Origin of the sequence: Kribbella soli, assembly GCF_004331345.1 — a bacterium.
In the GTDB taxonomy this organism is placed as follows: domain Bacteria; phylum Actinomycetota; class Actinomycetes; order Propionibacteriales; family Kribbellaceae; genus Kribbella; species Kribbella soli.
This window is the reverse complement of the sequence record NZ_SJJZ01000005.1, coordinates 491,046-512,507: the sequence shown is the minus strand read 5'-3', so window position 1 is coordinate 512,507 and position 21,462 is coordinate 491,046. Positions and strand designations below refer to the sequence as shown.

The window sequence follows — 21,462 nt, the reverse complement described above, 5'->3', positions numbered from 1 at the left end:
CGGCGGGGGGTTAGTGGGGGGTGGGGCCAGGGTTGGTGTTCGTGGTGGTGGTGGAGGGGGTGTTGAAGTGGCGGGTTGTGGGTTGTTCTGGGGTGTAGGGCGGCCAGTCGGGGGTGCCGGTGGTGGCGAAGTTGAGCCAGGTGCGGTGTACGAGGTCCGCTAGGTGTTGTGGTGGGGCGGGGCCTAGCATCGGCGCTGTTGAGGGGTCGTCCAGGTTGTTGAAGACGAAGGCGAGCTCGAGGGCGTGGCAGGCGCCTAGGGTGCCGTCGCAGGCGGGTGATCGCCAGCCGAACTCGTACATGTACGTGCCGCGGTGGGCCTCGGCGAGGCGGATCGCGGGGATGCGGTAGTACGAGTCCGTCATCACCGCGGCCAGCACATCACCCGCCGTGGCGCCGGGGCGGTTCGCGCGGTAGCGACGTACGCCGCTCACGGGCAAGCCGAAGCGAAGCGCAGCAGCGGCGTACAGGAGCGGTGTGTTCATCCGGGCGGCGACGCCGGTTGGTACGAGGAAGAGCCGCGCCTCTTCGCTGTTCGTGCCGATGAGGAGGTCGACGTCAGCGGCAGCGCCGGCCCGGATGCGGTCGAGGGGTGCACCGGGCAGGAGGTCACCGTCGACCACGGGACTGAATGGCAGGAGTGTGCGGGCAACGTCGCCCCACCGCTTGGCGCGCGGCTTCGCCGACACCTGCTGGCTGAGCATGTCCTGCGCCGCAAGCAACTGCGGGACCGGTACGTCGGCGATGGCCTCACGAGTCGGCGCCGTACCGAGCGCTGCGGCCAGGCGCGTGCCGACCAGGCGGGCGCTCTCGGGACTGATCGTGTTGTGACCGGCGCCCGACTGGGCGATCGCCCGATGGAACAGGCCCTCGGCAGCGGGCATCGCGAGCAACGTGCAGACGCTCATCGCACCGGCCGACTCGCCGAAGATGGTCACGTTGCCCGGGTCGCCGCCGAAGCCGTCGATGTTGTCGCGGACCCACGTCAGGGCCGCGATCTGATCGAGCAGCCCGAGGTTCGGCGTACCGTCCCCGAACCACAGGAACCCGTCGGCGCCCAGCCGGTAGTTGATCGTCACCAGTACGACGCCGTCGCGGGCGAACCGCGTGCCGTCGTACACGGACAGCGCTCCGGAGCCGCTCGTGAACGAGCCGCCGTGGATGAAGACCATGACCGGCGCCCGTCCGGTCAGGCCCGGCGTCCAGACGTTCAGGTTCAGGTAGTCGTCGCCCGGAATGATCGTCCGCGGAATCAGCTGACCCATCACGCCCTCGATGCGGGTCTGCGGAGCCGTCGCCCCGTAACCACGCGAGTCACGGGGCGACGTCCACGGCTCCGGCGGGCGCGGCGGCTGGAAGCGGTTCGGGCCGACGGGCGGCGCGGCGTACGGAATGCCCTTGAAGGACAGCACGTCGGCATCGGTCCCCCGGACCGGGCCGTACTGCGTGCCGGCGAGCGCCATCCGGTGAGGTCAGCGCAGGCCGGTGGGGCGGGTCATGGCCAGTTGCAGAAGATGCTCGACGAGGGCCGCGTAGTCCCTGCCGGAGGCCGCCCAAAGCCGCGGGAACATGCTGGTCGGCGTGAACCCGGGCATGGTGTTGATCTCGTTGATGACCACGCGGTTGTCGGCGTCCAGGAAGAAGTCGACCCGCGCCAGCCCCTCGGCCTCGATCGCGTCGAAGGCGGTCAACGCCTTCGCGCGGACCTCGTCCGCGATCTCCGAAGGCAGGTCGGCCGGCACCGAGAGCGCCGTGTACTCCTCGCCCTCCGGCAGGTACTTGGTCTCGAAGTCGTAGAAGTCGTGCCCGCCGCCCGAGACCGAGATCTCGCCGCAGACGCTGACCTCCGGGTTGCCGCCGTTCAGGCCGCCGAGGACCCCGACCTCGATCTCCCGCGGGCTCTTCGCCGACGCCTCGACGATCACCTTCGGGTCGTGCGCCCGCGCCACCGCGACCGCCTCGTCGAGCTCGTCCAGGCTGTTCACCTTGCTGATCCCGAGGCTCGACCCGCCGCGGGCCGGCTTCACGAACACCGGGTAGCCGAGCGCGTCCACCGCCGCGCGGCACGCGTCGGCGTCCCGGATCCAGTCCCGGTCGCGGATCACGACGTACGGCGTGACCTCGAGCCCGGCGGCCTGGAACACGACCTTCATGTAGTGCTTGTCCATGCCGACAGCACTGGCGAGGACGCCGGAACCGACGTACCGGATGTCGGACATCTCGAGCAGGCCCTGGATGGTGCCGTCCTCGCCCCACGGGCCGTGCAGCAGCGGGAAGACCACGTCGACCTCGCCGAGCGTGCTCGGCACCTGGTCGGGTTCGCTGACCACGAGTTCGCGGTTCGCGCCGAACAGCACCGGCATCGCGGTCACGTCGACCTCGGGGAGCTTGCCGTCGGTGATCGACAGCCGCTCGGGATCGCCGCTCTCGAGCACCCAGTGCCCGCTGGTACTGATGCCGACCGGGACCACGTCGTACTTGTCCCGGTCGATGACCTGCAGGACGTTCGCGGCGGTCACGCACGAGATGGCGTGCTCGCTCGACCGGCCGCCGAAGACGACGGCGACACGGGGCTTTCGCTGACTTTCTGAGTACTCACTCACCGGCTCGACTGTAGCGGCCCGGAGATCAGGTTCCGACCGGGGTTCGGTTAAGAACCCTTCAGATCGCAGTAGGTAGCGGGTCGTCCCAGGTGACTGGCAACGCTGTCACTCCGTACACGAGCGTGTTCTCTCGGTAGTCGATCTTCTCGAACGGTACGGCGAGTCGCAGCGTCGGAATGCGGGCGAACAGCCGCGTGAACACCTCCTGCAGTTCGACCCGCGCGAGCTGCTGGCCGATGCACTGGTGCGGCCCGAACCCGAAGGCCAGGTGCGCCGCGGCGTTCCGCTCCAGATCCAGCCGATCCGGGTCGTCGAACACGCTCTCGTCGCGGTTGGCCGAGGACAGCGCCGCGATCAGGTAACCGCCGGCGTCGATCGTCAACGGGCCGACGGGCAGGTCGTCGGTGACGTACCGGAACAGTCCGAAGTGCACCACGGACAGGTACCGCAGCAGCTCCTCGACCGCGGCCGGTGCGAGCGAGGGATCGGCCCGCAGCGAATCGAGCTGCGCCGGATTCGCGAGCAGCGCTAGCGTGCTGAGCGCAATCATGTTCGCGGTCGTCTCGTGGCCGGCGATCAGCAGCGTGACCCCGACCGTCACCAGCTCCTCCAGGCTCAGCGGCGTACCGAGGTCCTCGCCGCGGGTGATCAGCCGGGACAGCAGGTCGTCTTCGCGATGCGCCTGTTTCGCCAGCACCAGCCCGACGATGTACTGGTTCAGCTCGTCGCTGGCCCGCCCGATCTCGTCGGTCCACCCGTCGACCCGGACGAGCAGGGCACTCCGCTCCTGGAACTCGTCGCGGTCCGCGTACGGAACGCCCAGCAGTTCGCAGATCACCAGCGACGGGATCGGCAACGCGAACTCCTGCACCAGGTCCACCGGCCCACCACCAGCCAGCATCGCGTCGATCCGTTCCTCGATCATCGACGCGATCCGCGGCCGCATCGCCTCCATCCGCTTGACCGCGAACTCGGTCGCCAACATCCTGCGCAAACGTTTGTGCGCCGCCCCGTCCACCTGCAGGATCGACCCCGACTCCACCTCCCGGTCCAGATCCGCATCCGGTACGACGTGATCGGAGGGCGCCAGCCGCGAACTCAGCCGGCTGTCCCGGAGCAGGGTGCGGACATCGTCGTACCGGCTGATCACGTACGCGTCGACACCGGCCGGCGTCGACACCTTCGCGGGCGCCTCGGTACGGCGGAACGCGGCGTACTCCTGCGCCGGATCGAACGGGCAACCGGACGGCCTGCGGACGGGAAAGCTCTCGGTCATCGCGCGCCCTCTCGTAAGATTTTGGTAGTGACTACCATATGACTGACGCTTCCGATTAGGAACACCCAGCGGCGCGTCGGAGGCGATACCCTGCCCGCGGAGGTGCTGATGGGACTGCGCGAGGTGAAGCGGGAGCGGACCCGCCGGCTGATCGCGGACAAGGCGTTCGAACTGTTCAGCGACAACGGGTTCGGCCGGACGACGGTCGAGCAGATCGCGGCGGCGGCCGAGGTCGGGCCGAGCACGCTCTACCGGTACTTCCCGACCAAGGAGGGGCTGGTCCTCGAGTTCGTCGACGACTGCCTGGCCGACGCGGTCGACTGGTTCCACCAGCAGCCCGCGATGCACCTGCCCGACGGTCTGCGCGCGGTGATCGAGCGGGTCCTCGAACAGCTCGAGAGGAACCCGGAACGGATCCGCGCGGTGTTCGACCTGGCCGAGCAGACCGGGTCCGTGAGCGCGCACCTGAACGAGCTGATCTGGCGCTTCCGCACCGATCTCGCCGACGAACTGGTACGCCGGCTGCCCACGGACGACCCGCGCCGCTCGGAGTTTGTCGCCGCACTGTCCGCGGGGATCGCGATGAACATCATCGAGACGGTCGTCCGCGTCTGGGTCGACACCCCGGACACCGTCGAGGCGAAGGCGCTGGCCCGGCGCGCGATGCGTCTGCTGTGCACCGGCGGCGTCCCACTCCCCGGCGCACAAGACGCCTGACCCGCAGGACGCTTGACCCGCCCGACGCGAACGGCCAAGTAGCAGGGACAATTCGGGGCATGACTCCTGACCTCGATCCGTCCACCGTCGTCGTCCATGCAGGTCGGCCGGAGCGGGTACCGAATGCTCCCGTCGGCGAGTCCCCCGTCTTCAGCTCGACGTACGTCGCCGGTGGCGATCGTGGCTACGGACGCTTCGGGAACGACGCCTGGACCGCGCTCGAGGAGACCCTCGGCGCGTTGGAGGGTGGTCGCGCGCTGACGTTCGCCTCCGGGATGGCGGCCGCGGCGGCCCTCATCGATCTGATCCCGGTCGGTGGCCGTGTGGTCGCGCCGCAGCACGCGTATTCCGGCGTACTCGCGCTCCTCGACCAGCAGGCCGCGACCGGCCGGCTGAAGGTCGACCGAGTCGACATCGCCGACACGGACGCAGCCGTCCAAGCGGTCGACGGCGCAGACATGCTCTGGATCGAATCACCGACCAACCCCGCGATGGAGGTCGCCGACATCCCCGCCCTCGCCGCGGCCGGTCGTGCCGCCGGTGCGACCGTTGTCGTCGACAACACGTTCGCGACTCCCCTGCTCCAGCAGCCGTTGCGGCTCGGCGCGGATGTCGTGATGCACTCGGCGACCAAGTTCATCGCCGGTCACTCGGACGTTCTTCTCGGCGCGGTCGTCACCGCGGACGACGACCTGTGGTCGGCGATCGACCTGCGTCGCCGCAGCCTCGGTGCGGTCCCGGGCCCGATGGAGGCCTGGCTCGCGCTCCGCGGCCTGCGCACGCTCGCGCTCCGCCTGGAGCGGGCCCAGTCGAACGCCGCGTTCCTGGCCGAGCGGCTGCGTGCGCACCCGCGGGTCAGCCGCGTGCGCTACCCCGGACTGCCGGACGACCCGGGACACGACCGCGCGGCCGCGCAGATGTCCGGCTTCGGCGCGATCCTCGCCTTCGAGCTCGGCGGCGACGCGACCGGGGCCCAGAAGGTCTGCGAGAGCACCAAGCTCTGGGTGCACGCGACCAGCCTCGGCGGCGTCGAGTCGATGCTGGAACGCCGCCGCCGCTGGCCGATCGAGGTCCCGACGATCCCCGAGGACCTGATCCGTCTGTCCGTCGGCATCGAACACCCCGACGACCTGTGGGCCGATCTCGAGCAGGCGCTCAACGCCGGGATTTGAGCACCGGTCCGCCGAAGAACGTCAGCACACACAGGAGGACCGGCAGGATGAACGCGATGTTCAGCGGCATCCAGTGCGCGAGGCCGCCGATCAGTGCAGGGCCTGCCAGCAGGCCGACGTACCCGAGGCCGACGACGCGGGCCATCAGGGCGCCGGACGAGCGCGGGTCGAGGTTGCCGGCGGCGGTGAACAACTGCGGTACGCCGCCCGCGAGGCCGAGGCCGAAGATCGCCCAGCCGACGAGCGCGGCGGGCACCCACGGTACGACGATCACGAGCGTCAGACCGACCGCCGCCATCGCGGCGCCCCAGCGCACGATCGCCGCCGGACCGACGACGGCCGCGACCCGGTCGGTGAGGAACCGTCCGACGGTCATCGCGACCGCGAACGAACCGTACGCGAAGGCCGCCGTACTGACCGAGGTGCCGAGGATGTCGCGGAAGTGCAGCGCGGCCCAGTCGTTGGCCACACCCTCGGACAGCATCAGGCCGAACGCGAGCCCGCCGAGCGCCCAGACCAGCTTGGCCGGCGGCTTCTCGCGCGGGGCCCCCGCATCCGAGTCCTCATCGGAGATCGTTGCCTCCAGCAAGAACCGGCTGGCGGCCAGCGCGATCGCGATACAGACCAGGCCGGACAGGCCGAGCGTGACCTCGGTCGGTACGCCGGCCTTCAGCGTGGCGGCGCCGATGACGGCGGCGATCGCCCCACCGATCGACCACATCGCGTGGAAGGCGGCCATGATCGGTCGCGGGTAGCCGCGCTCGACCACGACGGCCTGCGCGTTCATCCCGACGTCGATCGAACCGTTGCCGAAGCCGACGAGGATCAGCGTGAGCCCGAGCGTCCACCAGTTCGTGGCCAGGCCGGGGCCGGCGAGCGCGATGCCGAGCAGGATGCCGGCCGCAGGCACGAGCCGGCGTTGACCGAGTTTGTCGACGAGCGGCCCGGCGACCTGCATGCCGATGAACGCGGCGCCGCCGAGGACCAGCAGGAGCAGTCCGAGGGTGCTGTGGGTGATCCCGGTCTTCTGTTCGATGCTCGGGATGTGCACGACCCACATCCCGACGGCGAACCCGTTCAGACCGAAGTACAGCCAAGTGGCGACACGAGCGGCTCGGGGCGGTGCGGTCTGCAGCTGTTCGGTGGCGGTCAAGGAGCCACCTCTACCAGTACGCCGCGTTGGGTCAGCATGGTTCGTTGGTCCTCGGGTGCGGAGTTGTCGGTGATGATCAGGTCGGGGCGATCTGCCGGGCAGACGTAGGCGAGGGCGGCGCGGTCCCATTTGGCGCCGTCGGCGAGCACGATGGTGCGGGTGGCAACGTTCATCGCTTCCTGCTTGACCTCCGCGTCGCCGAGGTCGAAGGCCGTCAGCCCGGCGTCGAGGCTGAACGCGCACGGGCTCAGTACGGCGGCGTCGAACCGCAGCGCGCGCAGCGAGGCAACGGTCAGCGGGCCGACCAGCGACAGCTCCCCCTTGCGCGCTTCGCCGCCCGGCATCAGCAGCCGGATCCGCGGCGCGTCGGCCAGTTCGTGCGCGACGTGCAGCGAGAGCGGCATCACCGTCATCGCCCGGTCGTGCAAGAGCTTGGCGGTCTCGAGGGCCGTCGTACCGCTGTCGAGCACGATCGTCTCGCCGTCGCGAAGGTGCTCGACGACGGCGCGGGCGATCGCCTGCTTGGCGGCGACGGCGGCCTGGGCACGCAACGAGTGCGGCGGCTCCAGGCCGGACGGCATCGCGGACACCGCGCCGCCGTGGACGCGTTTCAGGACGCCCTGCGCGGCCAGGAAGTCGAGGTCACGGCGGACCGTCATGTCCGAGGCCTCGGTCGCTTCGACCAGTTCCTGGACCGACACTCGGTCAACGACTCGTAGTCGTTCTACGATCACTTGGTGCCGTTCCGCACTTCTCATGCGCAGAAAACTACCATCCGCCTGATTGTTCAAACAGATTGTTTGTTTGCTTGTGACTGAAGACACCACACTCGTCAAGCGGTCGCGGTACGCCGTGGCTGCCGTCTTCTGCGTGCACGGATCGGTGACCGGGTCGTTCGCGACCCGGGTGCCCTGGATCCAGGAGCACGCGGGGGTGTCCGCGGGCCAACTCGGCCTGGCGCTTGCGTTCCCAGCGCTCGGAGCGGCCCTGATGATGCCGCTCGCCGCCCGGGTCAGTCACCGGTTCGGGACCCGGACCGCGCTGCGCGGGCTGCTCGCGCTGTGGACGCTCGCCCTCATCTTGCCGTCGTTCGCCCCCGGCCTGCTGACGTTGTGCGCCGCGCTGCTGATCTACGGCGGTACGGCGGGGATGGCCGACGTCGCGATGAACGCGCTCGGCGTCGAGGTCGAGCACCGGCTGAAGAAGTCGATCATGTCCGGGCTGCACGGCCTGTGGAGTGTGGGCGCGCTGGTCGGATCCGCGGTCGGGACGGTCGCGGCACATGCGAATCTCAGCGCGCAGGTCCACCACACGGTCGCTGCCGTCGTGCTGACCGTCGTCGGCACGGTGGTGTGTCAGTTCGTTCTGAACATCCATCCCGAGGAGGACGAGGAGCCGCCGGCGCGGTTCGCGTTGCCGCCGAAGTCGGCCCTGCTGATCGGGGCCGTCGGGTTCTGCGCGGTGTTCGCGGAGGGCGCGAGCCTGGACTGGTCGGCCGTGTACCTGCGCGACGTCCTGGACAGCTCGGCGGGTGTCGCGGCCGGCGCGACGACCGGGTTCGCGTTGACGATGGCGATCGCCCGGCTGACGGGTGACGCGGTCGTCGACCGGTTCGGCGCCGTACGGACGGTGCGCTGGAGCGGCGTGATCGCGACCCTCGGCGGTCTGCTCGTCGTCCTCGCACCGAACGCGATCGCCGCGATGGCGGGCTTCGGCCTGATCGGCGTCGGCATCGCGGTCGTCGTACCGCTGGCCTTCGCCGCCGCCGGCCACACCGGCCCCAACCCGAGCCAGGCGATCGCCGGCGTCGCGACCATCACCTACGCCTCCGGCCTGGTAGCCCCGTCGATCATCGGCGGCATCGCCCAGGCCAGCAGCCTGACCATGTCCTTCATCGTCGTCACCGCACTGGCCGCCGGGCTGGCCGTGTTCGCTCGGGTCCTCGCAACAGGTCGGCCGGCCAGGGCAGGAGCTGAACCACTCCAAAGCTGACCTCCACCACCAGGAACACCACGAGGATCCTGGGAGCGCCGTGCGTCAACGCGTACGCCTGCCAGGACGCGAACAGCACCCGGGCAATGCCGTCGTACAAGCCATGCAGCGGCAAGGTCCGGAAGAGGCGCAGGAGTGCCCAGACAACCACGACCGAGCCCATCAGGTTGGCGTACAGCGTCTGGATGGTGTCGGCCGGCGGAAAGGCCCCCAGTGACGACAGGGCCCGGTGGACGAGCACGTAGGTCCAGGGTGTGGCGAAGCCGGCCGTGACGATCAGGTCGTACCAGGCGCTGGCGCGGACGATGCGGAGATAACCGCTGTTTTGGGGAGACACGCGTTTGAAGGTAAACAGTGGAGTGCTGTCCAAGGTCAAGCCCGACGGAGGATCCCGTGCGCATCGGTGAGCTCGCTGAGCAGACGAACCTGTCCAAGGACACCATCCGTTTCTACGAGCGGATCGGCCTCGTCGAGGGCGAACGCCGCCCCAACGGCTACCGGGACTTCCCGGCGGAGATGGTGACCTGGCTGCATTACGTGCGTACGGCGCAAGCGCTCGGCTTCTCGTTGTCCGAGATCACGAAACACGGCGACCAACTCCGCGACTCCCCCGACTCCACAGCCGCCCTCTCCGCCCTGCTGGCCGACAAGGTCCAGGTCATCGACAACCGGATGGCCGAACTCGCAACCCTGCGCGCCGACCTCACCGACCGCATCGGCACCGGCTGTCCGCTGCGACCGGCCTCGGACAAGTAGGTTCACGCTTCGGACAGGGCCCGGGCGACACGCAGCGCCGGTGATACGAATCGTGGGTGACGGAATCTGAGCTGCGGTTTCGGGTAGCTGGGGCGGATGACGCGGCGGCGGTCGCGGAACTGCACGGAGACAGTTGGCGGCGCCATTACCGGGGTGCGTACGCGGACGGGTTCCTCGACGACGAGTCGGCGGAGTATCTCGGCGCCATGTGGGCCGGGCGGTTGGCGGCGCGGGAGGGGACGCTTACGACAGTCGCGGAGTACGGCGGGGAGCTGGTCGGGCTCTCGCACCTCATGCTCGGCGCGGACCCGAAATTCGGCGCCCTGGTCGACAACCTGCATGTCCGCGCGCCGCTCAAGCGGCAAGGCATCGGGACCCGGCTGCTCGCGTTGACGGCCGAGGGGCTGCAAGAGGCGGCGCCGGGTTCCGGAATCTATCTGTGGGTGCTCGAGCAGAACACCGCCGCACAAGGCTTCTACGAGGCGCGCGGAGGCATCCAAGGCGAGCGCAAGGAGGTCCCGCCGCCGGGTGGCGAGCAGCGTCGCCTCAACGGCCGGCCGGCCTGCTTCCGGTACTACTGGCCGGATCCAGCGACCTTGACGGACTCGATCAGCGCGTACGACGCCTGACTCGCCGCCTCGGGATCACCGGCCCGGATCGCCTCCAGTACGTCGACGTGCGCGTCGAGGATCCGGTGGTCCTCGGGGATCGTCGCGGTTTCCCGGATCGACTCGGCGAGGACCTCGGCGAGCGCGTCGTACAGCCGCAGCAACAGCGGGTTCCCGCTCGCGACGACGACGCCGCGGTGGAAGTCCGTGTCGACAGCCACGAACGCGTCCAGGTCACCCGCCGCCAGCGCGGCACCGCGGGCCTCGAGCGCGTCGGACAGTGGCGCCAGGCGGGCCGGATCCGCATGCTGAGCGGCCAACCGAGCCGCAGCTGCCTCGATGCCCGCGCGGGCGTCGAGGACGTGCGTGAGCGACGCTGAGAGCTCGTCCCGGACCAGTACGCCGCTGATCTCGTTGGTTGCCCGCACGTACGTGCCGTCGCCGACGCGCGGCTCCAACAGGCCGGTAAGACTCAGCGAACGCAACGCCTCCCGCACTGTGCCGCGGCTGACCCCGAGTTCACTGGCGAGCTGATTCTCGCCGGGGATCCGCGACCCGCGTGGCCAGGCGCCGGACTCGATCTGCGCCCGGAACCGCTCCGAGACCTGCTGCACGAGCGGCACCTGCCGCACCGGCCCTTCGAGTGACCCATTCAACGACATCACCTCTTCATGAGTAGCGTACTGTGTAAATGTAGGACATCTGCACAGGAGAGAGGTGTGTTGTGGCGGTCATGACCGAACCAGTGGCTCGAGACCGGTCGGCGCTGATCACCGCGACCGCCTTCGTGGTCGCGCTGAGCCTGCGGCCGGCCCTGACCGCGGTCGGTCCGGTGCTGCCGCGGATCGGGCTCGATCTGCACCTCGGTGAGGCCGCGCAGGGCCTGTTGGGCACACTGCCGCTGCTCGCGTTCGCGGTGGCCTCTCCCCTGGTCCACCTCGCGTCACGGCGGTTCGGGATGGAGCGAGCGGTGTTCGTCTCGCTCCTGGTGCTCGCGGCGAGCAGCGCACTCCGCCCGTACACAGGTCAGGCCGGCCTGTGGATCGGTACGGCGGTGGTCGGTGCCGCGATCGCGGTCGGCAACGTGCTGGTGCCGGTCATCATCAAGCGCGACTACGCCGGACACGTCTCCCGTGCGACCGGCGTCTACACCGCCTTCATCACGGGCGGCGCCGCGATCGCCTCGATCCTCGCCGTACCGATCGCCGACGCGGTCGACTGGCGGCTGTCACTCGCGGTCTGGGGCGGGCTCGCCGTACTCGTCGCCGTGATCTGGTTGCCGCGGACCCTCGCGCCGGAGCCGATGCCACCGGCAACGACGGACGACGGCGTTCCCCCGGTGAGCGTCTGGCGGCAGCCGATGGCCTGGCTGGTGACCGGGTTCATGGGTCTGCAATCGACGAGCTTCTACCTCTTTGTGAACTGGCTGCCCACCATCGAGATCGCCACCGGCGGTGTCTCGGAGCGGTCCACCGGCGTACACCTGTTCATCTTCCAGGTGTTCGGTCTGATCGGCGGGCTCAGCATTCCGCTGCTGCTGAAGCATCCGACCAACCAACGGGCCGGCTTGATGACCGCAAGTGTGCCGATTCTGCTAGCACTGCTAGGTCTGCTGGTTGCGCCGCACCTGGCGATCGTCTGGGCGATCGTCGGCGGGCTGGGTCAGGGCGCCGGACTGGTCGCCGCGCTCTCGCTGATCAGCCTCCGCGGCCGCGGCCACCACGAGACCACACAGCTGTCCGGGATGGCGCAGGCAGTCGGCTACACGCTGGCCGCCGCCGGTCCGGTCGTCGCGGGTTACCTCACGCAGGTGACCGGCGGCTGGAGCACGACGCTGAGCGTGTTCGCGACCTTGGCCGCCGTACAGGTAGTGCTCGGCTTCGCAGCCGGCCGCGACACCCGCTCTACTTGAACTAGGAGGGTTTCGCCCCGTGTCGCAGGCATAACCCTCCTAGTACTCCAGTCGTAGATCGTGGCCTGATGCTGCTCATGCGCCCGTCACCCGCAGCGCGATCGAGATCAGTTGACCTGGCCGGCGGGCCGCATAACGAGGTGGTTGATGTCCACGCCTTCGGGTTGATTGACGGCGAACAGGATCGCCTCGGCGACCTGCTCGGCGGTCAATGTCGGCGCCGCCGCGGGTGATCCACCGCGATCGTCCCAGAATGAGGTGTCCACAACCCCTGGGGCGACAAGAGTGACGCCGACGCGGTCCTTGGCCACCAGGAGCCGGACGTTCTCGGCCAGGGCGTGCGCGGCCCACTTGGTGACGGAGTACAGGTTGCCGGGCGTGTTCCTGGTGCCCGCGACCGAACCGACGATCACGATCCGGCCCTTGGACTTCCTCAGGTGTGGCAGTGCCTCGCGTACCAGCAGAGCCGGGCCGAGGATGTTCGTGAGAACCATGGCACGCATGGCCGCAGGGTCGTGGTCCTCCAGCGTGCCGGGCAGGGAGAACCCGGCGTTCGCGATCACCGTGTCCAATCGGCCCCACGAGCCCACGACTTGACGCACGGCAGCGGCGACATGGCTCTCGTCGCCGGCGTCACCGGTGATGGTCAGCAGCCGCTCGCCCGCTCCGGTCGAGGTGGCGAACGCGGCCAGGCGATCGGCATCGCGGCCGGTGATCGCCACACGGTGGCCTTGCTTGAGCAGGACCCGGGCAGTGGCCGCACCGATCCCGCTCGAACCGCCGGTGATCAACGTGACGGGTTCCATGGCGCGGCCTCCTTGCTGACGGCGGTACGGCCGGAATCGCCGGACGAACCGGGGGCGGCGAGGTCGAGGAGCGTCATCGCGTCGTGGTCCGGGCTGCCGGGCGGCGCCATGTAGACGATGAGGCGCTGGCCTTGTGCGCGGTTCAGCGACAGCCCTTCGTGCGAGAGCGTCATCGTGCCGACCTCCGGGTGCCGGAGCGTCTTCTCTCCGTCGCCGATCGTGCGCACCTCGTACCGCTCCCAGAGCCGGTTGAAGTCGGGGCTCTTGACGATCAGCTCACCGACAAGTGCGGCGAGATCCGGGGCATCCGGATCGGTGCCGGCAAGCGCCCGTAACTGGGCGACGCACCCCTTGGCCTTCTGTTCCCAGTCCGCCCACAGCTCGCGGGCAGCCGGGTGCAGGAAGACGTATCGGACGGTGTTCCGCTGCTGCTCCGGCCAGTCGGCCATGCCGGGGAACAGCCGCAGCCCGCCGGGATTGGCTGCAAGCAGGTCGTTGGTGCGGCTCACGACGTACGCCGGGTTGGGCCGGAGCGTCTCCAGAAGCTGCATGACGGTCGGACGTATCCGCCGCGACGGCTGGGGACGGGGTTCGGGCGCACGCCGCGCCGCCCGCGCCGCCAGCTCGCGCAGGAAGCCGCGCTCCTCCTCGTTGAGGCGGAGCGCGTCGGCCAGCGCCTCGACCACGGAGGGGCTCGGATGGGTCTCCTTCCCGCGTTCCAGACGTACGTAGTAGTCAATGCTCACACCGGCCAGCGCCGCCAGCTCCTCCCGGCGCAGACCCGGCGTACGGCGCGTGCCGGTTCCGGCGGGTAGCCCGACGTCTGCCGGGCGTAGGTCGCCACGGCGAGCCAGCAGGAACCTCCCGAACTCGGTCATGTCGTCATTTTGCCAGCGTGTGGTCACGAGTCCAGCCGGGAGCGTGGCCCTGTCACACCCCCTACGGCGCACCCCGGAAGATCACGGTCTGCCTAGCCCCCGCGAACCTCACCAGCCTGGACGGATGACCCCTCTTGCACCAGCCCGCGTGTCACAGTATGCCCGGCAACGCACGGCCGCACCGAAGCTCGTCCTGGCGACCACGTTCATGGGCATCTTTCTGCTCAACTTCAATGCCATGGCGATGAACGTGGCGCTTCCGGGGATCGGGCGGGCCTTCGGCGGCAGCATGGCGGGACTGCAATGGATCGTGGACGCCTACACGCTGATGTTCGCCGCGCTCCTGCTGTCCGCGGGTGCGCTCTCCGACCGTATCGGGGCGAGCCGCGCGTTCGGCGCCGGCGTCGCGGTCTTCACGGTCGCCTCGGCGGCCTGCGGACTGGCACCGGGGCTGGGCGAGCTGATCGCCGCCCGCCTGTTCCAGGGGAGCGCGGCGGCGATCATGCTGCCCTCCTCACTCGCCCTCGTCCGGCAGGCCTTCCCGGACGCGGCCGAGCGGGCACGGGCCATCGCGTTGTGGACCGTCGGCGGCGCGGTCGCGGTTGCCGCCGGCCCGGTGGCCGGCGGGGTGCTGTCCAGCATCCTCAGCTGGCGGGCGATCTTCGTCGTCAACCTACCCGTCGGCATCGCCACCCTCGCGGTGTTGACCCGCGCGGAGCGCTCGCCGCGCCGTCCCACGCCGCTCGATCCGTACGCCCAACTCACGGCGATCGTCGCGCTCGCGACGCTCACCTTCGCCGTGATCGACGGAGGGGAGAACGGCTTCGGCGAGCCTCTGGTGCTGAGCTGCCTGGGGCTCGCAGTGGTGGCCACGGCCGCGTTCATCATGATCGAGGCACGTACCGCCGCGCCTATGGTCCCGCTCGACCTCTTCCGTTCGCGCACGGTGACGGTTTCGGTCACGATCGGCTTCGTCGTCAATGCCGCGTACTACGGGTCGGTGTTCGTGCTGAGTCTGTTCTTCCAGGACGTTCTGAACCTGTCCGTCATGGCGACGGGGCTGATGTTCGTACCGATGATGGCCGTGATCGCCGGGGCCAACCTGGCCTCGGCCAGGGCTGCGGCACACTGTGGGCCGCGGATGCCGATCGCCGTGGGACAAGCGATCTTCGCGCTGGCGATGTTCGGCCTGCTCTGGATGGACGAGGGGACCAGCAGACCAGTGATTGCGGCGATGCTCATCCCGGTCGGCCTCGGCCTGGGTTTGGTCGTACCTTCCCTGACCGCCGTCCTGCTGAACGACATCGCCGCAGACCGCGCCGGAATGGCCGCCGGGATCCTGAACTCCTTCCGGCAGACGGGCGGCGCGCTCGCGGTGGCCGTCTTCGGAGCCTTGGTCGCGGACCGAGGTGAGTTCATCGTGGGTCTGCGGGTCGCCTTGTGCATCGCGGCTGTGATGCTGGTAGCCACCACGGTCGCGGCCCTTGTGCTGCGCACGGCCGGCCGCGACACTCGCCCTGTTTGAGCAGCTTGGGGAGGGTTTTGTCCCGTTTCGGGTAGAAAACCCTCCCCAAGTTCGGCTACTTGTCGGTGGCGAAGGCGGCGTCGAAGGCGGCTTCGGGCTTGTCGAAGGCGAGGGCACGGATGACGTTGACCGCCTCCGCCGCGCCGACCTTGCGCTCCATGCCGGCGTCCTCCCACTCGACCGAGATCGGGCCGTCGTAGCCGATCGAGTTCAGCACCCGGAAGCAGTCCTCCCACTGCACGTCGCCGTGCCCGGTGGAGTAGAAGTCCCAGCCGCGGCGCGGGTCGCCCCACGGCAGGTGCGAGCCGAGCCGGCCGTTGCGGCCGCCGCCGACCCGCATCCGGGTGTCCTTGCAGTCCACGTGGTAGATCCGGTCCTTGAAGTCCCAGAGGAACGCGACCGGGTCGATGTCCTGCCACACCATGTGCGACGGGTCCCAGTTCAGGCCGAACGCCTCACGGTGGCCGATCGCCTCGAGGGTGAGCGTGGTGGTCCAGTAGTCGTACGCGATCTCCGACGGGTGCACCTCGTGGGCGAACCGGACGCCCTCCTCGTCGAACACGTCGAGGATCGGGTTCCACCGGTCGGCGAAGTCCTTGTACCCGGCCTCGATCCGCTCCGCGGGCACCGGCGGGAACATCGCGACGTACTGCCAGATCGACGAGCCGGTGAAGCCGATGACGGTGTTCACGCCGAGCTTCTTGGCCGCGCGCGCGGTGTTCTTCAGGTCCTCCGCGGCCCGCTGCCGGACACCTTCGCCGTCGCCGTCGCCCCAGATCCGGGACGGCACGATCGCCTGGTGACGGAAGTCGATCGGGTTGTCGCAGACCGCCTGCCCCACCAGGTGGTTGGAGATCGCGAAGACCTGCAGGTTGTACTTCTCCAGGATGTCCTTGCGGCCCTGGACGTACGAGTCGTCGTCGACGGCCTGCTGGACGTCGAAGTGGTCACCCGAGCAGGCGATCTCGACGCCGTCGTACCCGGCCTCGGAGGCGAACTGGCAGACCTCCTCGAACGGCAGATCGGCCCATTGACCGGTGAACAACGTGATCGGGCGTGGCATCTCACAGACTCCTAGGAATTGTCGACGGTGATCCAGGCGCTGTCGCTCGCGGCAGACCGCAGTACGGCGTCGACCACGCGAGCGGACCGCGCTCCGGCGGCGAAATCGGGCAGGCCGTCCGGGCGGTCACCCAGTACGGCGGCATAGCTGTCGGCGACGAACGAGTCGAACGCGTCCTGGTACCCCTGCGCATGGCCGGCCGGCAGTCGGTTCACCCGCGCCGCGGGCGGGCTGAGCGTCTCGGGGTCGCGCGTCAGCAGTTGCGAAGCGGTACGACGGCCGACCCACAGGCGATCCGGGTCCTCCTGGTCGAAGCCGAAGCTCGACTCGGTGCCCGACACCTCCAGGTACAGCCGGTTCTTCCGACCGGCCGCGACCTGGCTGACCACGATCGTCCCGACCACACCGGCCTCGGTCCGGAACTGCGCAGTGGCCAGGTCCTCGGTCCGTACGTCGACGCCGCCACGCTGCGCCCGTACCGTCCGCAGCTGGGCGCTGATCGCGGCGATCCGGTCGCCGGTGACGAACTCGGTCAGGTCGCACCAGTGCGAGCCGATGTCGGCGAACGTGCGCGACGGTCCACCGGTCGTGTCGTCCACACGCCAGTTCTGGTCGTCCGCGCCGGCGAGCCAGTCCTGCAGGTACGAGCCGTGCAGACTGGTGATCACGCCGGCGTCGCCCGCGGCGATCCGGGTCCGCAGCTCGCGGACCATCGGGTGGTAGCGGTACACGAACGGCACAGCGCCCACCAGCCCAGCCTCGACCGCGGCAGCCTGCAGTCCGGCTGCGTCCTGCACCGAGGTCGCGAGCGGCTTCTCGCACACCACGTGCTTGCCCGCTTCGAGAGCCTTCAGCGCGACGTCGCGATGCGTGTTGTTCGGCGTACAGATGTGCACCACGTCGATGTCCGCAGCAAGGAGGTCATCGAGGGTCGCGAACCCACGCTCCGCACCGGTCGCCTCGGCCGCGGCGTCAGCCTTTGCAGGCGACGATCCGACAGCGCCGACGACAGTGGCGCCGGAGACCAGCGCCGACCTGCCGTGCACCTGGCCCATGAAGCCGCCGCCGACGATTCCTACCCTGAGCCGTTTGGTGGACACGTCGTAGGACGCTATGGGACCCTTTTGAACCCTGTCAAGCAAAAGTCCACGACCAGTACGACGGAAGTCCGGTGATGAGCGATCTCGGTACGGCGGACGCGGTGCTGCGGCTGCTCCTCGACGGGCGACCGCGGACGCGCGCCGAACTGATCGAACGCAGCGGTCTCGCGAGGTCCACGGTGACCGGGCGGATCGAGGCGTTGCTCGCGGAAGGGCTCGTCGTGCCGTCGGGTGAGGCGGCGTCGACGGGTGGCCGGCCGCCGGCGCGGTTCCGGTTCAACCCGACCGCTCGGCTCGTGCTCGCCGCGGACGTCGGCGCGACGCACCTGTCCGTCGCGCTCACCGATCTGACCGGCGCGATCCTGCACCGGTCGACGACGCCGCTCAAGATCGCCGAAGGACCGGAAGTCGTTCTCGATGCGGTCGCCCAGGCAGGACACGCGCTGCTGCGCGAGGCCCGAAGGTCACTGGACGATCTGGCGGGCACCGGGGTCGGGCTGCCCGGGCCGGTCGAGCACAGCACGGGGCGGCCGAACCATCCGCCGATCATGCCGGGCTGGGACTCGTACGACGTGGTCGGTCGACTGAGCCGGGAGCTCCCCGGGCCGGTGCTGGTCGACAACGACGTGAACATCATGGCGCTCGGCGAGCACGCGACGACGTACCCGGACGTCGAGCACCTGCTGTTCGTGAAGGTTGCCACCGGCATCGGAGCGGGCGTGATCAGCGGCGGCCGGTTGCACCGTGGCGCGCAAGGGGCGGCCGGGGACATCGGTCATATCCAGGCGCCCGGGCACACCGAGCGCTGCCGCTGCGGCAACACCGGCTGCCTCGAAGCGATCGCGTCCGCGGCCGCGCTCGCCCGCAAGCTCGGAGTGCGAACCAGCCAGGACATCGTCGAGCTCGTCCGCTCCGGCAACACCGCGGCCACCGCCGAGATCCGCCAGGCGGGTCGCGAGATCGGCACGGTCCTCGCCGCCGCGGTCAGCCTGCTCAACCCGTCCGTGATCGTCGTCGGCGGCTCCCTCTCACAGGCCGGCGACAGCCTCCTGGCCGGCCTCCGCGAAGCCGTCTACGCCCGATCGTTGCCCCTGGCCACAACCCACCTGCGCGTCGTCCGCTCCCAGGCCGGCCACGACGCAGCCCTCCTGGGCGCCACCACCCTCGTCCTCAACCAGGTTCTGCAGGTTTAGTCGGTCCAGCTCACGGCGAGTTGGTCGCAGAGGGTAAGCAGGTCGTCCAGCTCGACGCCGCCGCGGGCTCGACCGAAACCGTGCCGGCGGCCCCAGAACGCCGATTGGACCATGTTGAACTGGGACCATCGCCGGATCCGTTCGGGATCGATCTCGGCAACCTCGGCGAACAGCTCGAGCTCGTGCCGCAGCACCTTGATCAGATCGTCGGCGCCGAAGAGGTGAGCGGCCCGGGTCCGGAGCAGTGTGGTCGCGTCGTACGCCGGGTCGCCGACGTACCCCTTCGGATCGACGGCAAGCCACGGTTCGCGGTCCGCGCTCAAGATGTTGCGGGGATGGAAGTCGCCGTGGATCAAGATTTCCGGTTGATCGCGGCCGAGGTCGTCGACGACCTCGAGCGCCGCGTCCACCACCGCCGCCGGCAAGGGATGATCCAGCTCGGCGGCGTCCTTGCGGAGCTCCTCCGCCCATCGGTCGGCCTGCTCCGACAACCGCGGCAGGCCGTCAGGAGCGGGGATCGTCAGCTGGCGATGCAGTACGCCGGCGATCATGACGACGTCCTGGTCGTGCTCGAGCAGCGTCGTGGGATGCGCCCGTTCGAGGAGCATGGCGTAGCGGGCGTCGTGGCGTTCGTACAGCTTGATCGCGCCACAACCTCCCCACGCCTCGAGGGCATCCGGCTCGTGATCGTTGCCGGGGTGTGGGAACGACACCTTCAAAGCAGCATCGCCCACCGGCACGACGACGCCCACCTGGCCGTACGCGATCTCGCCGTCGACCGTGCAGTCCCAACGGGCCAGCAGGTCCTCGATGATCCCCGGCAGCTCGGCCAGCCACGCCGACCCTGCCTCGCCCTCGCGAGCGACAGTGCTCTGCGCGAAGGCCGCCGGGATCAACCCCACCGCTCCGACTTCGCCGAGCGCGACACCAGGCTGAACAGCATGTCCTTCGGCGTCATCTCGCCGGCGACGACCTTGGTGACATGCTCGGCGATCGGCATCTCCACGTCGTGCCGATGCGCCAGTTCGCTGATCGACGCGCAGGACTTCACGCCTTCGGCGACCTGCCGGGTCCCGCTCGCGATCTCCGCGACCGTCATGCCCTGACCGAGCTTCTCGCCGAAGGTCCGGTTCCGCGACAACGGCGACGAACACGTCGCCACCAGGTCGCCCAGCCCGGCCAGCCCGGAGAACGTGTGCTCGTCCGCGCCCAACGCCGTACCCAGACGGGCGATCTCGGCCAGCCCGCGGGTGATCACCGACGCCCGGGCGTTGTCGCCGAACCCGAGGCCGACAGCCATCCCGACCGCGAGCGCGATCACGTTCTTACAGGCGCCGCCGAGCTCGCAGCCGACGACGTCGTTGTTCGTGTACGGGCGGAACGTCGGGGAATGGCACAACTTCTGCAACCGCGCCGCGGTCCCCTCGTCCGCGCACGCCACCACGGACGCGGCCGGTTGACCCTCGGCGATCTCCCGCGCCAGGTTCGGCCCCGACACCACCGCGATCCGCTCGGGACCGGCGCCGGTGAGCTCCGCGATCACCTCGCTCATCCGCTTCGTCGTACCGAGCTCGACGCCCTTCATCAGGCTGACCAACGGTACGGCGTTCGGCAGCACGCCGGCCCAGTCCGGGAGGTTCTCACGCAGCGACTGCGACGGCACCGCGAGGACGACGGCCTCCGCCCCGTCGGCCGCCGCGGCGGGATCGTGCGTCGCGGTGATCGCGTCCGGCAACCGCAGTCCCGGGAGGTAGTCGGGGTTCTCGTGCGCGGTGTTGATGTCCGTGCACAACGTCTCCCGCCGGGCCCACAGGGACACCTGGTTCCCCGCATTCGCCAGCACCACGGCGAACGCCGTACCCCAGGATCCGGCGCCGAACACCGCTACCTTCGTCATGCCTTCTCCTCACCGTCGGCGGATTTCCGGGCCTTGCGCAGGTCGTAGAGCTCCTTGGGCGGGGTCTCGCCGCGCAGTTCACCGAGGGTGTCGGCCACCCGGGCCATGATCACCTCGGTTGCCTCGTGCAACAGCTGGTTGGTCAGCGGCTTGCCTTGGAAGGCGCTCAGGTCGACCGGCGCACCGGCCCGCACCTGCAGGGTCTTGCGCGGCAGCAACCGGAACCTGATCTTGCCCGTGTAGGACCGCAGGATCTCCTGCGCACCCCAGTTGGCGATCGGGATCACCGGGCAACCGGTCTGCAGTGCGATCCGGGCCGCACCGGTCTTGCCGGTCATCGGCCACAGGTCGGGGTCGCGGGTGATCGTGCCCTCCGGATAGACGCCGACACACTCGCCCTTCTCGACCGCGGCGACGGCGTCCCGGAACGCGTCCGCGGCCTGCGTCGACTCGCGGTGCACCGGGATCTGCCCGGCACTGGTGATGATCCGGCCGGCGATCGGCAGCCTGAACACCGAGGCCTTGCCGAGGAAGCGCGGGATCCGGCGGCACTCCCAGATGAAGAACCCGAGCACCACCGGATCGAAGTGCGAGATGTGGTTGGCCGCGAACACGACCCCACCCGAGCGGGGCATGTTCTCCCGGCCGGTGAAGCGTGGCTTGGTGAACGCGAGCATGAACGGCTTGACGATCGCGACGATCAGGCCGAACCAGAAGCCCCGGCGTGGCCGGGGATCCCGGGTATCACCGCCTTGGCCGTCCACTGCTGCCTCCTGCTGCTCGTCACTGCCATCCGTCATGGGAGAATCCTG

General features: G+C 69.5%; 22 protein-coding genes. 8 read left to right on the top strand and 14 right to left on the bottom strand.

Annotation, left to right across the window (positions count from 1 at the left end; genetic code table 11):
* Positions 1–10: 10 nt before the first annotated feature.
* From E0H45_RS38125 to E0H45_RS38115, 3 genes are read right to left on the bottom strand one after another with little or no spacing between them, the layout of a single operon-like run.
* Complete coding sequence (locus E0H45_RS38125; protein WP_131346901.1) at positions 11–1,462, bottom strand: carboxylesterase/lipase family protein; 1,452 nt, start codon at positions 1,460–1,462, stop codon at positions 11–13.
* Positions 1,463–1,471: 9 nt separating this feature from the next.
* A complete protein-coding gene (locus E0H45_RS38120) occupies positions 1,472–2,602 on the bottom strand; it encodes a D-alanine--D-alanine ligase family protein (RefSeq protein ID WP_131346899.1) in 1,131 nt (376 codons plus the stop codon).
* Between the two features lie 58 nt (positions 2,603–2,660).
* Entirely contained in the window at positions 2,661–3,878 is a 1,218-nt protein-coding gene (locus E0H45_RS38115; RefSeq protein WP_131346897.1) for a cytochrome P450, read from the bottom strand.
* Positions 3,879–3,986: 108 nt separating this feature from the next.
* On the opposite strand from E0H45_RS38115, the gene E0H45_RS38110 reads away from it, so the two are divergent.
* Together E0H45_RS38110 and E0H45_RS38105 are read left to right on the top strand one after the other, a co-directional pair.
* A complete protein-coding gene (locus tag E0H45_RS38110; protein ID WP_131346893.1) occupies positions 3,987–4,595 on the top strand; it encodes a TetR/AcrR family transcriptional regulator in 609 nt (202 codons plus the stop codon).
* Between the two features lie 59 nt (positions 4,596–4,654).
* The gene (locus tag E0H45_RS38105) at positions 4,655–5,767 is read left to right on the top strand and encodes a trans-sulfuration enzyme family protein (RefSeq protein WP_131346891.1); all 1,113 of its coding nucleotides are present in this window, start codon (positions 4,655–4,657) and stop codon (positions 5,765–5,767) included.
* Here E0H45_RS38105 and E0H45_RS38100 read toward each other — a convergent pair.
* Positions 5,751–6,920: an MFS transporter gene (locus E0H45_RS38100; protein WP_238155627.1), complete on the bottom strand. Its 1,170-nt coding sequence runs from the start codon at positions 6,918–6,920 to the stop codon at positions 5,751–5,753. The genes E0H45_RS38105 and E0H45_RS38100 overlap by 17 nt on opposite strands.
* Complete coding sequence (locus tag E0H45_RS38095; RefSeq protein ID WP_131346889.1) at positions 6,917–7,678, bottom strand: DeoR/GlpR family DNA-binding transcription regulator; 762 nt, start codon at positions 7,676–7,678, stop codon at positions 6,917–6,919. The genes E0H45_RS38100 and E0H45_RS38095 overlap by 4 nt, the downstream gene beginning before the upstream one ends.
* Before the next feature lie 52 nt (positions 7,679–7,730).
* Here E0H45_RS38095 and E0H45_RS38090 point away from each other — a divergent pair, with 52 nt between their 5' ends.
* Entirely contained in the window at positions 7,731–8,912 is a 1,182-nt protein-coding gene (locus E0H45_RS38090) for an MFS transporter (protein WP_131346886.1), read from the top strand.
* Here the strand turns inward: E0H45_RS38090 and E0H45_RS38085 are convergent.
* Complete coding sequence (locus tag E0H45_RS38085; RefSeq protein WP_202872718.1) at positions 8,821–9,249, bottom strand: hypothetical protein; 429 nt, start codon at positions 9,247–9,249, stop codon at positions 8,821–8,823. The two genes, E0H45_RS38090 and E0H45_RS38085, sit on opposite strands and share 92 nt — an antisense overlap.
* A 56-nt stretch (positions 9,250–9,305) precedes the next feature.
* Between E0H45_RS38085 and E0H45_RS38080 the strand changes: the two genes are divergently transcribed.
* Entirely contained in the window at positions 9,306–9,668 is a 363-nt protein-coding gene (locus tag E0H45_RS38080; protein ID WP_131346884.1) for a MerR family transcriptional regulator, read from the top strand.
* A 56-nt stretch (positions 9,669–9,724) separates the two neighbouring features.
* Positions 9,725–10,297, top strand: a complete 573-nt coding sequence (locus E0H45_RS38075) for a GNAT family N-acetyltransferase (RefSeq protein WP_131346882.1) — start codon at positions 9,725–9,727, stop codon at positions 10,295–10,297.
* On the opposite strand, the gene E0H45_RS38070 is transcribed toward E0H45_RS38075, so the two are convergent.
* Positions 10,243–10,938, bottom strand: a complete 696-nt coding sequence (locus tag E0H45_RS38070; protein WP_131346880.1) for a FadR/GntR family transcriptional regulator — start codon at positions 10,936–10,938, stop codon at positions 10,243–10,245. The two genes, E0H45_RS38075 and E0H45_RS38070, sit on opposite strands and share 55 nt — an antisense overlap.
* Positions 10,939–11,009: 71 nt before the next feature.
* Between E0H45_RS38070 and E0H45_RS38065 the strand changes: the two genes are divergently transcribed.
* Positions 11,010–12,188: a CynX/NimT family MFS transporter gene (locus E0H45_RS38065; protein WP_131346879.1), complete on the top strand. Its 1,179-nt coding sequence runs from the start codon at positions 11,010–11,012 to the stop codon at positions 12,186–12,188.
* Positions 12,189–12,295: 107 nt separating this feature from the next.
* Here E0H45_RS38065 and E0H45_RS38060 read toward each other — a convergent pair whose 3' ends face one another.
* Positions 12,296–12,994 carry an SDR family oxidoreductase gene (locus E0H45_RS38060; protein ID WP_131346877.1) on the bottom strand — a complete coding sequence of 233 codons (699 nt, stop codon included), beginning with the start codon at positions 12,992–12,994 and terminating at the stop codon, positions 12,296–12,298.
* Positions 12,976–13,872 (bottom strand): helix-turn-helix transcriptional regulator, encoded by an 897-nt coding sequence (locus E0H45_RS38055; protein ID WP_131346875.1) that lies wholly within the window; start codon positions 13,870–13,872, stop codon positions 12,976–12,978. Before E0H45_RS38055 ends, E0H45_RS38060 begins: the two co-directional genes overlap by 19 nt.
* A 148-nt stretch (positions 13,873–14,020) precedes the next feature.
* On the opposite strand from E0H45_RS38055, the gene E0H45_RS38050 reads away from it, so the two are divergent.
* Positions 14,021–15,397, top strand: coding sequence for an MFS transporter (locus E0H45_RS38050; RefSeq protein ID WP_202872717.1), 1,377 nt, complete (start codon positions 14,021–14,023; stop codon positions 15,395–15,397).
* A 55-nt stretch (positions 15,398–15,452) separates the two neighbouring features.
* On the opposite strand, the gene E0H45_RS38045 is transcribed toward E0H45_RS38050, so the two are convergent.
* On the bottom strand, positions 15,453–16,460 hold the full coding sequence (locus tag E0H45_RS38045; protein WP_131346871.1) for a sugar phosphate isomerase/epimerase family protein: 1,008 nt from the start codon (positions 16,458–16,460) through the stop codon (positions 15,453–15,455).
* A gap of 11 nt (positions 16,461–16,471) precedes the next feature.
* Positions 16,472–17,560, bottom strand: coding sequence for a Gfo/Idh/MocA family protein (locus E0H45_RS38040; protein ID WP_238155625.1), 1,089 nt, complete (start codon positions 17,558–17,560; stop codon positions 16,472–16,474).
* A 74-nt stretch (positions 17,561–17,634) separates the two neighbouring features.
* Between E0H45_RS38040 and E0H45_RS38035 the strand changes: the two genes are divergently transcribed.
* Positions 17,635–18,753, top strand: coding sequence for an ROK family transcriptional regulator (locus E0H45_RS38035; RefSeq protein WP_131346869.1), 1,119 nt, complete (start codon positions 17,635–17,637; stop codon positions 18,751–18,753).
* Here the strand turns inward: E0H45_RS38035 and E0H45_RS38030 are convergent.
* From E0H45_RS38030 to E0H45_RS38020, 3 genes are read right to left on the bottom strand one after another with little or no spacing between them, the layout of a single operon-like run.
* A complete protein-coding gene (locus E0H45_RS38030) occupies positions 18,750–19,655 on the bottom strand; it encodes an aminoglycoside phosphotransferase family protein (RefSeq protein WP_131346867.1) in 906 nt (301 codons plus the stop codon). The genes E0H45_RS38035 and E0H45_RS38030 overlap by 4 nt on opposite strands.
* Positions 19,646–20,650 carry an NAD(P)H-dependent glycerol-3-phosphate dehydrogenase gene (locus tag E0H45_RS38025; protein ID WP_131346865.1) on the bottom strand — a complete coding sequence of 335 codons (1,005 nt, stop codon included), beginning with the start codon at positions 20,648–20,650 and terminating at the stop codon, positions 19,646–19,648. Before E0H45_RS38025 ends, E0H45_RS38030 begins: the two co-directional genes overlap by 10 nt.
* Positions 20,647–21,450: a lysophospholipid acyltransferase family protein gene (locus E0H45_RS38020; RefSeq protein WP_131346863.1), complete on the bottom strand. Its 804-nt coding sequence runs from the start codon at positions 21,448–21,450 to the stop codon at positions 20,647–20,649. The genes E0H45_RS38025 and E0H45_RS38020 overlap by 4 nt, the downstream gene beginning before the upstream one ends.
* Positions 21,451–21,462 lie beyond the last annotated feature (12 nt).

Bases quoted from the DNA above. Each gene is read 5' to 3' on its own strand.
- E0H45_RS38125 (WP_131346901.1), bottom strand. From the start codon at position 1,462: ATGGCGCTCGCCGGCACGCAGTACGGCCCGGTCCGGGGGACCGATGCC.
- E0H45_RS38115 (WP_131346897.1), bottom strand. From the start codon at position 3,878: ATGACCGAGAGCTTTCCCGTCCGCAGGCCGTCCGGTTGCCCGTTCGAT.
- E0H45_RS38110 (WP_131346893.1), top strand. From the start codon at position 3,987: ATGGGACTGCGCGAGGTGAAGCGGGAGCGGACCCGCCGGCTGATCGCG.
- E0H45_RS38105 (WP_131346891.1), top strand. From the start codon at position 4,655: ATGACTCCTGACCTCGATCCGTCCACCGTCGTCGTCCATGCAGGTCGG.
- E0H45_RS38095 (WP_131346889.1), bottom strand. From the start codon at position 7,678: ATGAGAAGTGCGGAACGGCACCAAGTGATCGTAGAACGACTACGAGTC.
- E0H45_RS38070 (WP_131346880.1), bottom strand. From the start codon at position 10,938: ATGTCGTTGAATGGGTCACTCGAAGGGCCGGTGCGGCAGGTGCCGCTC.
- E0H45_RS38065 (WP_131346879.1), top strand. From the start codon at position 11,010: ATGACCGAACCAGTGGCTCGAGACCGGTCGGCGCTGATCACCGCGACC.
- E0H45_RS38060 (WP_131346877.1), bottom strand. From the start codon at position 12,994: ATGGAACCCGTCACGTTGATCACCGGCGGTTCGAGCGGGATCGGTGCG.
- E0H45_RS38055 (WP_131346875.1), bottom strand. From the start codon at position 13,872: ATGACCGAGTTCGGGAGGTTCCTGCTGGCTCGCCGTGGCGACCTACGC.
- E0H45_RS38045 (WP_131346871.1), bottom strand. From the start codon at position 16,460: ATGCCACGCCCGATCACGTTGTTCACCGGTCAATGGGCCGATCTGCCG.
- E0H45_RS38035 (WP_131346869.1), top strand. From the start codon at position 17,635: ATGAGCGATCTCGGTACGGCGGACGCGGTGCTGCGGCTGCTCCTCGAC.
- E0H45_RS38025 (WP_131346865.1), bottom strand. From the start codon at position 20,650: ATGACGAAGGTAGCGGTGTTCGGCGCCGGATCCTGGGGTACGGCGTTC.
- E0H45_RS38020 (WP_131346863.1), bottom strand. From the start codon at position 21,450: ATGACGGATGGCAGTGACGAGCAGCAGGAGGCAGCAGTGGACGGCCAA.